The sequence below is a fragment of the Anseongella ginsenosidimutans genome (assembly GCF_008033235.1).
In the GTDB taxonomy this organism is placed as follows: domain Bacteria; phylum Bacteroidota; class Bacteroidia; order Sphingobacteriales; family Sphingobacteriaceae; genus Anseongella; species Anseongella ginsenosidimutans.
This window is the reverse complement of the sequence record NZ_CP042432.1, coordinates 3,533,903-3,546,507: the sequence shown is the minus strand read 5'-3', so window position 1 is coordinate 3,546,507 and position 12,605 is coordinate 3,533,903. Positions and strand designations below refer to the sequence as shown.

The following is a 12,605-nucleotide window of genomic DNA, read 5'->3' as shown; positions in this document are numbered from 1 at the left end:
GCCTTATGAAATCTGAGTAATGTTAAAAATTAGCGAGCTGTTCTTCGCTAAGGGAGGCGTTTAACCAACCCTTCTCAATACTTGCCTGGTATCGCTTATAAAAGTTGATGGCCGGTTGATTCCAGTCAAGTACCTGCCAGGTCATCCCCTTCATCCCCATTCGCCCAGCCTCGCGGGCTGTAGCGTCAAACAGTAATTTCCCCAGGCCCTTACCGCGGAACGCTTCGTTTACCACGATGTCTTCCAGGTAGAGGCGCCTTCCTTTCCAGGTGGAATAACGGATATAATACAGGGAAATGCCTACCAGTTTGCCATCGGTTTCCGCCACAAAGGCCCACCACACCGGTGAAGGCCCGAATCCGGCCTCCTTCATTTCGTCCAGGCTAACGGTTACTTCATCAGGGGCTTTCTCGTATACGGCCAGTTCCCTTACCAGTTCCAGCATGGCGGCGCAGTCCTTTTTTTCGGCCTTCCGGATAACTGTTCTTTCGATTAACATTTCCAAAACATCAGATTTTAGCGTGTCCACGGGTCATCTTCCCCCGAAGATGGCCGAGCCTATGCGCACCATAGTGCTTCCCTGTTCAATGGCCAGCTTATAGTCCTGGGTCATTCCCATGGATAACTCCTTGAAATGGGGGGATTTCCGGAAAAAAGATTGTTTAATCCCTTTAAAAAGGGTGGCCAGTTCATAGAAATCTTCCCGGACGTGATTTTGGTTGTCCGTGTTGGTAGCAATGCCCATCAGGCCGGTAATGCGAATATTTTTCATCAGGCTGAATTCTTCCGAGCGCAGCACCTCCACCAGTTCGTCGAAGTAAAAGCCGAACTTGGTATCTTCGTCGGCAATATGAACCTGGAACAGGCAATCAATAACCCGCTTGTTCTTCAGGGCCTGTTTATCAATCTCTTTTAATAGTTTCAAACTGTCTACCGAATGGACCATGTGGATAAAGGGAGCGATGTATTTTACCTTATTGGTTTGCAGGTGCCCGATCATATGCCATTCAATATCGGCGGGCAGGCCGGCCTGCTTTTCCACCATTTCCTGGACGATATTTTCACCGAAGGCCCGATGGCCGGTGTCATAAGCTTCCCGGATCTTTTCTGCCGGCTTTGTCTTGGAAACAGCGATCAGCTTAACCCAGATGGGGTCGAGTTCCATTTTAAAAGCCTTGAGATTATCAGAGATGCTCATTTATCCGTAATTTTGCACAAAAATAAGGGAAATTCTGACTTTAACACAATGAGAAGCATGTCTCTTCGCCCGGTACTGATGGCTCCGGCCCTTTTTCTGTTCCTGGGGGCTTCCTGTATGGAGAAGGATCCGGCGCCGGATAACCTGATCCCCGGGGGAAAATGAAAGAAATACTTACGGACATGCATTATGCCGATGCCTATGCATTCCAGGAATTCAGGGCGGACAGTATTTACCGCGCGGCGGCGGGGATGTACCTTGAAATATTTGAAAAGTATGGAGTGGATACGGCGGAATTTAATAGCAGCTTTAATTACTACGTGGAGCATCCGGATGTACTTGATAAGATGTACCAGGCAATGATAGACAGCTTGAACGCGCGCGAAAGCCGGATAAGGGAGGAATAACAGCATGCTTTACCCGGTGAATATTGGTGATAAGCTGGGCTTTACGGAGGTGAAGCGCTTGCTGAGATCGTATTGCCTGAGCCCGATGGGAGGGGAGCGTGTGGATAAAATGCAGTTCATCGCCAGGGCGGACTTGCTTGGAAAACTGCTGCGGCAAACCTGGGAGTTCCGGCAGATCCTTCAAGATGATGCTCCTTTTCCTGCTTCCGACTATCTTGATATCCGGCCGCTTCTTCATAAGATCAAACCCGAAAACGCCTTTCTTTCAGAAGAAGAAGTGTTTCACTTAATGCTGGTCCTGAAGACCGTGTTCCAGGCGATCCGGTACATGAATGAGCGGGAAGGGCGTTATCCGGCGCTTGAACAATTATTTGAAAAGGCGCAAATTGAAAAGGAAATACTTTCCCTGATCAGCAGGGTCATTGATGAAAAAGGCGAGATCAGGCCCGATGCTTCCCAGGCACTGAGCGGAATATTTCAGCAGATACATAAGAGCGAACTGGAGTCACGAAAAAGGCTGGACAGTATTTTCCGGCAGGCGATAAAGGAAGGCTGGATCGCTGATGGTAACCTCACCATACGCCAGGGCAGGATGGTCATTCCTGTTCAGGCGGAATTCAAGCGGAAAATAAAGGGATATATTCATGATGAATCCGCGACCGGGCAAACTGTTTTTATTGAGCCGGCGGAGGTGTTCGACCTGAATAACCGCGTCCGGGACCTGGAATTTGAAAAACGCCGCGAGATCACCCGCATACTTATTGAGCTGACAGGGCAGCTGAAACCTTTCACGTTTCAGCTGGAAAGTTATCAGCAGCTGCTTACGAATGTGGATTTCATCCGCGCCAAAGCGCTCCTGGCTATCCGCTTGCAGGCCGAACTACCAAAGCTCAGCGATGAGCCCGTCATGCGCCTGGTGAATGCCCGGCACCCCCTGCTATGGCTTTCCCATAAGGAGAGCGGGCAGGACGTGGAGCCCCTTACGCTTACGATTGAAGAGGAGGAGCGTATCCTTGTTTTGTCCGGCCCGAATGCGGGAGGGAAATCGGTTTGTCTTAAAACGGTAGGTTTACTGCAGCTTATGCTCCAGAGTGGCATGCTGGTGCCGGCCAGCGAGTTTTCTGAGATGGGCATTTTCCATAAGATCCTTGCCGACATCGGCGACGATCAGTCTATCGAGAGTGATCTGAGTACTTACAGCGCTCATCTTTCAAAGATGAAGGAGTTTATTTCCCAGGCAGGTGAGCGTACCTTGGTACTGATTGATGAGTTTGGAACCGGAACGGATCCGCAGTTCGGCGGGCCCCTGGCCGAAGCAGTACTGGAAGAACTGAACGCGCGGAAGGTGCGGGGTGTCATAACCACTCATTATTCGAACCTGAAGCTGTTTGCCGGGAATACCCCCGGCCTGGTAAATGCCAGCATGCTCTTTGACAGCAAGGGGTTGAATCCACTATACCGGCTTGAAATGGGGAAACCCGGAAGTTCCTACGCCTTTGAAATAGCAGAAAAGATCGGGTTGCCTGGCAAAGTACTGAAAACGGCCAGGGAAAAAGCGGGCGCCGGGCAAAACTACCTGGACAAGCTCCTGATAGAACTGGAACGGGAAAAGAAGGAACTGCTTGACCAGGGCCGGGAACTGCAGCGGCAGCAGCAGCGGCTGGATCAATTGGTGTCGGAAAATACGGCGCTGAAGCAGCATTTTGAAGAGAACCGGAAGAAGCTGCTGAAAGAAGCAAAGGAAGAAGCCCGCGGCATCATTTCCGGGGCGAATAAGCTGGTGGAGAACACGATCAGCGAGATCAGGCAGTCAGGTGCGGATAAAGAGCAGACCCGCGAAGCCCGCCGGAAACTAAAGGAAACCGGGGGAGCGTTAACAAAGAAAGAAGAGGAGAAGCCCGTCGCGGCGGCTAAGTCCGCGATTGTCCCTGGCAACTGGGTGAAGCTTCCCGGCAGCGAGGCAAAGGGTGAAGTGATCTCGGTCTCCAGGGGAATGCCGTGATTGCAATCGGTAACCTTCGTACGGTGGCAAAGCTGGGACAGTTGGAGAAGGTTGCCGGCAGCAAGCCCGGAAATGCTGGTTCCAGAGCGTCTTATACCGTTTACCAGCAATCTGAAAACATGAAGTTCAACCATGAAGCTGATTTGCGCGGTATGCGGGGCGAGGAAGCTCTTGCGGAGCTGGAAAAGCTGATGGACCGGGCCCTCATGCTGGGGGTTGGAAAACTCAAAGTCATCCACGGAAAGGGAGACGGCATTTTGCGAAAGCTGATCAGGAATTACCTCAGCGAATATCCGCAGGTAGCAAAACTGGAAGATGAGCATCCCGACCGGGGCGGCGACGGCATCACCTACGTACATTTTTCATAGAGCAAATCCAGTAAAGGCTGCAGGTCAGGCATGCTTTCACCCGGGTTGCGGATCAGGACGTCGGCGGTGTCCCTGTAGGGAAGGAGGTAACGCTCATAAGCAGGCATCACATGGTATTTCCATTGATACCGCACCATTTCTTCCGTATAGGCGCGTTCCCGGCTATCCCGTTCCAGCCGCCGTTCCAGGGCAAGGGCTTCGCCGGATTCTACAAATACTTTCAGGGAAAGCCTTTTGCTGATCTCTTCAGCGTGAAAAATAAACAAGCCTTCGACAATGATCAGCGGAGCAGGTTTCAGTTGCAATGTGCGGGCCGGAAGGGACGGATTATTAAAAGTGTATTCTTTCAGCGTAATACTATTGCCTCCTGTCAGCAGGTCCAGGTCCCGGACAAACCGGCTTTCATCAATGGCTGAAGGAAGATCAAAGTTTACCTGGCCGTTATCGTCTCTTTCCTGTAGGGCCAGCGGTTTATAGTAATGGTCCTGGGATAAAAAGCAGGCATTGTGCCCGAGACGGATAGCAAGCAAGTCCAGGATATACGTCTTCCCGGACCCGCTGCCCCCGCAAATGCCCACTACAAAAGGACGATCTTTATTCCTGGATTGCATAGGAGAGGCTTACCCTGAACCGGTTATCCCGGATGCCTAACAGCTGCGAGGCCGCCTGGGAAATCACGATCAGGGCATTTTCCGTTTCCGCATTTTGCGGAATACCTCCAACTACTTTTACCATAACGCTCCTGTGGGTAGCCGGATTGGTCACCTTGATGATGGTGCCGGAAGGAGCCGTATTATGCAGGGCTACACTTTTTGCCTGGTTTAAACTCGAGTTGCTCATCCAGGCGGCTAAGCCGCTTTCTTTAACTTCACGGACAAGCTTAGGGAGGTCTTTGTTCTTTTTGTTATCGCCCTGCTGCGCCATTCGGTCAGGCGTACTCATTATAGGCGTAGGTTCGGCGGTGTACACTTTTTCTTCCTCTTTCTTTTCAGTAGCCGTTTTTGGCAGTGTTTCCGCAGAACTGCCTGTTTCCGCGGCGTTCTGGCCGGCCTTTGCTACCTCTGATAACTGATCCGGATTGCTGGCAATGGGGCCGCTCGCGGAAACGATCAGTCGCTGTCCTGTTTCAATATGGCTGTCGGTGATGCCGTTGAGTGCGCGAAGCTCGGCTACCTTAAGGCCGTATTTCTGCGCAATGGCGAACAGGGTTTCCCGGGGCGCTACTACGTGTTCAGTAACCGTACTCTGAGGCGGATTGCTGGCAGTAGGGAAGGTGGCTTCCTTTGCCGGCGCATCATTTTCCGGTACCAGTACCAGGTTCTGAAAGTTGTTCATGCTGTCTACTTCCAGGCGGATGGTATCTCCTATCTTCAGGCCCTGGATATGGCTGTTGAAGCGGATGAGGTATTTGGGATGGACATTGTAATGCCGGGCGATCGAATAGAAAGTTTCCTTAGGCGTTACCTTGTGCATCACCACTTTTACGCCCTTGTATATGCCAATTCCGAGTGAATCGGTAACATGGCCCGATGCCCCGGTGATCCCTGCAAAAAACAGCACAAATAACAGTAGTATGTTGATCTTTTTCATATAACCTCTCTTTTCTCTTCTGTGGCAATTATAAGAAATAAGCCAGAATTTCTGATTTACTTTTGATATAATAAAGTTGGTTCCCCATTACGAAAAACGTATCCATAGCGGGTTGAAGTATGCCTTCGCCCAGTAAATCTTTATGGATGACCTGTCGTTCATTGTTAATTACATACAGGTGATGGTCCATCTTTTTATTTTCCGTAAGGGAAGCAGTTTCTTCGCCTTCATCAGCGGTATAGAAGGCCAGCAACCATCGCTGATTGAATTGCAGGAGATCGGCGGCAGGCAAAGCGTCCGGCGGCAGATGCCTCAGCCATTCCTCATCCAGGGTTACTTTGGAGGGAAGATAAACGGCGGCCGCGGAAATGGGAGAGCTGAGCTGTTCGGATTCTTCCCGCGAAGCAAAGGACCGGACCGTTGTTCCCGTTTGCGGATCTACCAGCTGATAACGGCGCGGTTCGGATTTATAGTTCCATGCAATAAGGCCTTCGCCGGTGGCATGGCTGAAAACGAGATTATAATCCTCCCAGGCTATTTGCCCGTTTTCAAGCCGTACGGCAAAGATACCCCGGTGTTCCGGGAGCGTTTCTGACAGATAGCCATGAAGGTAAGCATGTCCGTGAGCAAGTCCTTCCAGCCCGCAGAACCAAGGTTCCTGAAGCTGCAGTTCGTCGAACGTCCATGTCCCCCCGTGGTACGGATACAGCTGAAAGAAGTCAATCTTTTTTCTGTGTTCCGCACCTCCAGCGCCAGGTGGCTGGCGCTCTCATCCGGCCGGATCTTCCAAATGATTCCCTCAAATTGCTTATGAAAAGCTTTTTTCAGCATTTATGCCTATTTTTGTTATAAAAATTACCTTATTCATATGTACCGGACCTTGTTGTTCCTTTTGCTCCTGGCGGGATCCAGTTGTTTTTCCGGGCATGCCCGCATTCAGTCAATTGCTTCCCCGCAGTCTCCCCCGGATAGCGCCGCCCAACGCGTACCCGTTGTTTACCAGCTGGATATCAGGGAGAATATTGGCCCTGCCGCGCTCCGGAAAATGCAAAGGGCCTTTGAGGAAGCACCCAAAGTTAACGCTTCTTATCTGCTTGTCCATATGAATACGTATGGAGGTTTGCTTGACGCTGCTGATTCCATGCGAACCCGCCTCCTGCAGTCAGAGATCCCGGTGATCGTCTATATCAACAATAATGCCGCTTCAGCCGGCGCTTTAATAGCGCTCGCCTGCGACAGCATTTATATGCATCCGGGCGCTACCATCGGGGCCGCGAGCGTGGTGAACCAGTCCGGGGAGATTATGCCCGAAAAATACCAGTCCTATATGCGTTCCATGATGCGGGCCACCGCCGAGGTGCAGGGACGCGATCCGCGTATTGCTGAAGCCTTTGTAGACCCGGCAGTTGAAATACCCGGCATTATCCAGGCCGGAAAGGTCCTGACATTTACGAGCGAGGAGGCTTTAAAGCATGATTACTGTGACGGCATTGTTTCCGGCATCGAAGAAGCGTTGCATATGGCTGGCCTGGAAGAGTACGAGCTGGTGGTTCCGGAGATCACCTGGATGGATCGCCTCATAGACTTCCTGATAAATCCCATGGTGAGCGGAATCCTGCTTATGCTTATTATCGGCGGAATTTATTTCGAGATGCAATCGCCGGGGATCGGATTTGCCCTTGCCGTGTCTGTGGGAGCTGCATTGCTTTATTTTATGCCGCTGTATCTTGAAGGGCTTGCTGCCAATTGGGAAATTCTCTTGTTTCTGATAGGCCTGGCCCTGCTTGTGCTTGAGTTATTCATTATCCCCGGTTTTGGCGTAGCGGGGATACTGGGAATCCTTTTTATCGTATGCGGGCTGGCTTTCAGCCTTGTTCTGAATGATTATTTTAATTTCTCAATAGGAGGAGGAAATCTTGTGAATGCACTTTTACTCGTGATGGCATCCATTGTTATTACAACGGTGCTTGCTTTTGTATTTGGAAAAAACATTTTTTCCAGCAGGATGTTTAAAAAACTATCCCTGATGGATGAACAGCGCTCTTCAGACGGTTATGTGGGAACGGAAAAGAGCCATAACCTGGCGGGCCTTTCAGGCCTGGCGGTAACCGATCTCCGTCCTTCGGGCAAGATCGAGATTAACGGGCAGCGTTATGATGCTGTTTCAGAAGGTGCTTTTTTGGTAAAAGGCACAGAAATTGAGGTAATAAAACATGAAACCTTTAGTATTTTTGTGCGGCAGAAACGTTAATTCTATCCTAACTAAAACTTTCAATTCCGGTAAATGAAAACTTTATCTGTAAAGTTTAAAAAAGAGGCTCCAGGTGATTTCTACCATGTATTAAGGCAACGAGTAAACCAGTACTTCGAGGATAAGGGCCTCAAAAAAAAAGCGACCTTATATTTTAAGGTAAAAGCTTTATCTTTCATTGTTGCCTATTTTCTGCTCTACTTTAACCTTCTTTTTAATGTTGAGAGCAAACAGGGGGTATTCCTTTCCTATATGGGAATGGGATTATTTATGTTTCTTATCTTTCTTAATGTGGTTCATGACGCCGCCCATGAAGCTATTTTCAAAAGCAGGAAGCTGAACCTGATTTTTACCTGGTTCCTTGAACTTTTCGGTACAAACAACAGGTTATGGCGAACCAGGCATCTTGATTCTCACCATATATATCCGAATATTTTCGGATGGGATGTGGATATAAAACAGTCGCCGCTTGTGCGCATTGCCGACAACAGTCCTTTTCTGAGCTTTCACAGGTTTCAGCATTTGTACATGCCGGTGGTGTATTTCGTATACACCCTCAATTGGTTAATATACAGGGATTTTAAAGATATTACGGAGAAAAGGCTGGGCCCTAAAGTGAATGTTCGCTATCCCTGGTACCAGGTGGCGGGGATGATACTGGCAAAGATTACCTATGTGTTATATATCCTGGTGGTACCTGTGCTGCTGCTCCCTGTGAGTTTCTGGACTATTTTCCTGGCATTCCTGCTGATGCATTTTACGACCAGTTTCGTCACCATATTCGCGCTTGTTTCCTCGCATGTGGGAGAAAACGCGGTATTTCCGCAGCCGGATGAAGAAGGCCGGCTGCCGCATACCTGGGCGGAACATCAGCTGATCACCACCGCCGATTATGCAGCGGATAATCCCTGGTGACATTTCTGCTGGGCGGTTTTAACCTCCACGTGGTGCATCACCTGTTTCCAAACGTCTCGCATGTTCATTATCCTGCCCTCACCGAAATATTAAAGGAGACCGCAGCCGAATTCAATATAGAGTACCGTTCATTTTCTCTGGGAGAGGCGCTGATGTCGCACTGGAAGCTCCTGCGCAGAAATAGCTTCAAAGAGAATATGGCACTCCTGGAAGAAGCCTGAAACGGCGCGGAACCAGGGAGTGAGCCTCGGCATGCGAGCCCTGCATGTGAGCCTGGGCGAGTCCTGCATGTGAGCCTGGGCGAGCCCTGCATGGATCCACATGCATGCGAAGGAGGTACGTAGGGGAACTGGCAGCCTTTAGTCTTCTTCCACTACGGCGCCGCCGCGGTATAGCTGCTTAAGGTATATGCGGGAAGGCGAAGAGATGAATTCTCCCAGTCCAAGCTTATCCCATAGCTTATCGATGTGTTCAATGGTTTCGGGACGGGACGCCAGGATATTAGGCCAGTCACGCGAAAATCCGTCCAGTTCTTTGGTCTTCCGCGTACCGTCCAGGCCTATATGTGACACGGAACGTTCATCCGCCGCTTTGATTATAAAGCTGTCGCGCCGCGGGTCGACATTATTGGAGAAGCGCCATACAGCATCTGCGATGTGTGCTATGTCAACTGTATGTTCCAGGTAAATGACCACTTTTATTTCCCTGAAAAATTCGTGTTTAAATAATTTTTCGTTCAGCTCGGCTACCTGGCCTTTCCGCTCCTTTTTTACGGAAACAAAGACCAGGGAAATTCCGTATTTCAGCAAACTATCGTTAATCCCGGTGATCTCGGGAAACAGCGTGGTTAATTCATCTTTATCAGCCGAAGCAAAAATTTGCGGGATGGGCTTATACCCGCTTATGCGAAGTTCCTCATCCAGTTTGCGGGTAGCGTCAATGCCCATTTTTCCCCCGAAGGAAGGTTTTGTACAGGCATGATCGAGAATATCCATTGGCCCCTGGGTAAAGATAATATCCGTTTCAGGGTCCACGTGGGCCGAAATATGGCGGGCTACGGCCAGGTTATCATGAATATTCACATCTCCGTCCACGACGACCATCATCTTTGTGAACATCATCTGGCCGGCTCCCCAAAGCGAATTCATTACTTTCAGCGCCTGGCCCGGGTATTCTTTCTTTATTTTTACGATGACCAGGTTGTGGAATACTCCTTCCATCGGCAGCACCATATCCAGTATCTCCGGAACCATTGTCATTTTGATAGGGGCCAGGAAGATACGTTCCGTGGCTTTCCCTATCCAGGCATCTTCCTGCGGAGGAATTCCTACGATGGTTGCGGGGTAAACCGCATTTTTCTTGTGGGTAATGGCGGTAATATGGAATTTGGGATAATAGTCAGCCAGCGAATAATAGCCGGTATGGTCCCCGAAAGGACCTTCGAGGATGTGATCTTCTTCAGGATCAATATATCCTTCAATAATAATATCCGCATCGGCCGGAACCTGCACGTCCTGGGTGAGGCATTGCACCAGTTCAACCCGCTGCTTCCGGAGGAAGCCCGCCAGCATGTATTCATCGATATTGTCTGGCAGCGGAGCCGTAGAACAATAGGTATATACCGGATCGCCTCCAAGGGCAACGGCTACGGGCATTCGCTGTCCCAGCTTTTTGTATTCGTTGAAATGCCTGGCGGATACCTTGTGTTTGTGCCAGTGCATCGCCGTTAACTTCGGCCCGAAGACCTGCATACGGTACATCCCCACATTCCGGATACCGGTACGGGGATCTTTGGTATGAATAACGGGTAAGGTCACAAAAGGCCCGCCGTCTTCCGGCCAGCAGGTAAGCACCGGGAAGCGGGTAATATCCGGGTCTTTCATGACCACTTCCTGGCAGGCTCCTTTCCCGGAGATCACTTTTGGCATCCAGGAAGCGATCTTCCCCAACCTGGGAAGCATTTTGAGTTTATCCAGTATATTGTCTTTGGGGCCGGTAAGCTCCTTGAAAAGCGTTTCAATTTCCCGGGTAACGTCGTCCATGTTTTTGACACCCAATGCCAGGCACATGCGCTTGTAATTTCCCATGGAATTAATGAGCAGGGGAAAGTCCGTCCCCGTATTTTCAAATAGCAGGGCCGGACCGTATTTTTTGGAGACCCGGTCAGTGATCTCCGTGATCTCCAGGCGGGGATCTACATATTCTTTGATTCGTACCAATTCACCCTTTTTTTCCAGGGTGTCAATAAAATGTTGCAGATTTTTATATGCCATTTCACTTGAAGAAGAGCTGTGCCGGGTTTTCTTAGCTTAAAAACGAGTTCCTACGGTGAGCATGATTCCGAGCTTATTGTGGTCAATATCTGCCACCGGGCTCAGGTCTCCGGCTTCATAAGGGACTTGCGTAGTCGTAGACTGGTTGTAAATTCCGGCCAGGTCAACGTAAACATTACTATACCGGTAACCCAGGCCGCCCGTGAAATAGTTTCTGGAGAAATCTTCTTCTGTATTGCTGTAAGGGCTTCCGAAATAAGCGTAGCCCAGGCGCAGGCTGATCGCGTCCAGCTTGTACTCTCCGCCTACACGGAAATTAACGGCATTTTTAAAGCGGTCGGAAACGCGCTGGTTGATGTCGTTGTTAAAATCACGGAATTCACTGTCAAAATCGATCCGGGAATAATCCACAAATTCCACATCCGCTGAGAGGAAACCCTGGTCGCCGAAGAATTTGGCGAGTCCGGCATTCACTTTTAAAGGAGTGCGGATATCATAGTCAAACGTTCCTTCTATGCTGGAATTATAGGATTCGCCGTTACTTTCAAGCGTGACTATTTCATCGTAATTATCCTCTTCGAATTTAATAAAAGTAGGCGTTTGCACGCTGAGTCCTATGCGGACATCCTTAACAGGGAGATAAACCGCTCCCAGCTTCGCATTAAATCCTGCTCCCCGCTGTTCGTAATTCCTGACATAATCGAACGAGGTAATGTCGAACGGGTAGGAAGGGTCATTTATATCGTACTCCGTGTAATAGGACTCGTTTTCCTGCCGCACATTTACATAAGTAAGCGCCGCGCCCAGAAATAGCTGGTTGCCATAATTTCCACCCAGGGTAACGCTGGTTTCCGAAATACCGCCTTTGGTTTCCACTTCTCTGAATTGCTGGAGGTCTCCGAATTCGCTCAGCCCGATAAAGGTAGGCTGTCCGTCTATTTCCGCATCATCAATGATCCCCGCGGCATAAGCCACGTCTTCCAGGTAGAAGGGATCATTGATATCAGGCAGTTCGTCGCCCTGGTACCTGTTATAGGCAAGGTCTGCAAAGAAAGAAGTAATGGAACTGCTTCCGTTATAGCCCTGGTAGGAGTACCTGTTATTAAAGTCATTTGTTCTCATGTAGCTGAGGCCGAAAGCAAAATTATTCCAGCGGCCGTTGAAGCTGCCGTCGTTTTCCTTCCGCGCATTAGCGATCACCAGGCCGAATTGCGGTACCGTGAATTTGCTGAACGGATCATCCGTGTTGCTGTCCAAATAGGTTGCTTTGTTGGAAACGTTTTTAAAATTAAAGGTAATCCCCAGATCAGAACTCCTGTAAAATGCAATCCCAGCCGGGTTAATACCGAATGTACCCAGATCGCCTCCCAAAGCAACCTGCGCACCGCCAATCGCCTGAATGCGTGCGGTCCCAATCAATTCCGATTGAGAATACCCCAGGGCGTCGTCTTCGTAATTCTGTGCAAAGGCGGGCAGCGATAAACAGGCAAAAGAAAGAGCTGCCAGCGTTTTGATATGCTTAAAGTTCATGTGTGTTTCAAATTATTAGCTCAATAAAAAACCCGAAAGGACAAACCTTTAACGCATCCTTTCGGGGTATT

General features: G+C 49.6%; 9 protein-coding genes and 3 pseudogenes. 4 read left to right on the top strand and 8 right to left on the bottom strand.

Translation table 11 applies throughout. The features are described from left to right. Positions 1 to 22 precede the first annotated feature (22 nt). Together FRZ59_RS14775 and FRZ59_RS14770 are read right to left on the bottom strand one after the other, a co-directional pair. Entirely contained in the window at positions 23 to 499 is a 477-nt protein-coding gene (locus FRZ59_RS14775; protein WP_192901579.1) for a GNAT family N-acetyltransferase, read from the bottom strand. A gap of 33 nt (positions 500 to 532) precedes the next feature. Beyond that, on the bottom strand, positions 533 to 1,198 hold the full coding sequence (locus FRZ59_RS14770) for a YggS family pyridoxal phosphate-dependent enzyme (protein WP_132128581.1): 666 nt from the start codon (positions 1,196 to 1,198) through the stop codon (positions 533 to 535). 161 nt (positions 1,199 to 1,359) lie between these two features. Between FRZ59_RS14770 and FRZ59_RS14765 the strand changes: the two genes are divergently transcribed. Beyond that, the gene (locus FRZ59_RS14765) at positions 1,360 to 1,605 is read left to right on the top strand and encodes a DUF4296 domain-containing protein (RefSeq protein ID WP_147698355.1); all 246 of its coding nucleotides are present in this window, start codon (positions 1,360 to 1,362) and stop codon (positions 1,603 to 1,605) included. A gap of 4 nt (positions 1,606 to 1,609) precedes the next feature. Further along, positions 1,610 to 3,975, top strand: a pseudogene (locus tag FRZ59_RS14760) (endonuclease MutS2). Here FRZ59_RS14760 and FRZ59_RS14755 read toward each other — a convergent pair. The 4 genes and pseudogenes from FRZ59_RS14755 to FRZ59_RS20030 all read right to left on the bottom strand — a co-directional run. After that, complete coding sequence (locus tag FRZ59_RS14755; protein ID WP_132128578.1) at positions 3,957 to 4,586, bottom strand: uridine kinase family protein; 630 nt, start codon at positions 4,584 to 4,586, stop codon at positions 3,957 to 3,959. The pseudogene FRZ59_RS14760 and the gene FRZ59_RS14755 overlap by 19 nt on opposite strands. Continuing rightward, complete coding sequence (locus FRZ59_RS14750) at positions 4,570 to 5,565, bottom strand: LysM peptidoglycan-binding domain-containing protein (protein WP_132128577.1); 996 nt, start codon at positions 5,563 to 5,565, stop codon at positions 4,570 to 4,572. The genes FRZ59_RS14755 and FRZ59_RS14750 overlap by 17 nt, the downstream gene beginning before the upstream one ends. A 28-nt stretch (positions 5,566 to 5,593) precedes the next feature. Then, complete coding sequence (locus FRZ59_RS19180) at positions 5,594 to 5,818, bottom strand: hypothetical protein (RefSeq protein ID WP_225975078.1); 225 nt, start codon at positions 5,816 to 5,818, stop codon at positions 5,594 to 5,596. A gap of 336 nt (positions 5,819 to 6,154) precedes the next feature. Further along, a pseudogene (locus FRZ59_RS20030) lies at positions 6,155 to 6,235 on the bottom strand (hypothetical protein); the annotation flags it as partial. A gap of 198 nt (positions 6,236 to 6,433) precedes the next feature. Here FRZ59_RS20030 and FRZ59_RS14740 point away from each other — a divergent pair. After that, a complete protein-coding gene (locus FRZ59_RS14740) occupies positions 6,434 to 7,816 on the top strand; it encodes an NfeD family protein (RefSeq protein ID WP_132128575.1) in 1,383 nt (460 codons plus the stop codon). A 33-nt stretch (positions 7,817 to 7,849) separates the two neighbouring features. After that, positions 7,850 to 8,952, top strand: a pseudogene (locus tag FRZ59_RS19520) (fatty acid desaturase family protein). 138 nt (positions 8,953 to 9,090) lie between these two features. Here the strand turns inward: FRZ59_RS19520 and FRZ59_RS14725 are convergent. Beyond that, positions 9,091 to 11,004 carry a menaquinone biosynthesis decarboxylase gene (locus tag FRZ59_RS14725; RefSeq protein WP_132128573.1) on the bottom strand — a complete coding sequence of 638 codons (1,914 nt, stop codon included), beginning with the start codon at positions 11,002 to 11,004 and terminating at the stop codon, positions 9,091 to 9,093. A gap of 36 nt (positions 11,005 to 11,040) precedes the next feature. Next, entirely contained in the window at positions 11,041 to 12,534 is a 1,494-nt protein-coding gene (locus tag FRZ59_RS14720) for an OmpP1/FadL family transporter (protein WP_132128572.1), read from the bottom strand. Positions 12,535 to 12,605: the final 71 nt, after the last annotated feature.

Bases quoted from the DNA above. Each gene is read 5' to 3' on its own strand.
- FRZ59_RS14775 (WP_192901579.1), bottom strand. From the start codon at position 499: ATGTTAATCGAAAGAACAGTTATCCGGAAGGCCGAAAAAAAGGACTGC.
- FRZ59_RS14770 (WP_132128581.1), bottom strand. From the start codon at position 1,198: ATGAGCATCTCTGATAATCTCAAGGCTTTTAAAATGGAACTCGACCCC.
- FRZ59_RS14765 (WP_147698355.1), top strand. From the start codon at position 1,360: ATGAAAGAAATACTTACGGACATGCATTATGCCGATGCCTATGCATTC.
- FRZ59_RS14755 (WP_132128578.1), bottom strand. From the start codon at position 4,586: ATGCAATCCAGGAATAAAGATCGTCCTTTTGTAGTGGGCATTTGCGGG.
- FRZ59_RS14750 (WP_132128577.1), bottom strand. From the start codon at position 5,565: ATGAAAAAGATCAACATACTACTGTTATTTGTGCTGTTTTTTGCAGGG.
- FRZ59_RS14740 (WP_132128575.1), top strand. From the start codon at position 6,434: ATGTACCGGACCTTGTTGTTCCTTTTGCTCCTGGCGGGATCCAGTTGT.
- FRZ59_RS14725 (WP_132128573.1), bottom strand. From the start codon at position 11,004: ATGGCATATAAAAATCTGCAACATTTTATTGACACCCTGGAAAAAAAG.
- FRZ59_RS14720 (WP_132128572.1), bottom strand. From the start codon at position 12,534: ATGAACTTTAAGCATATCAAAACGCTGGCAGCTCTTTCTTTTGCCTGT.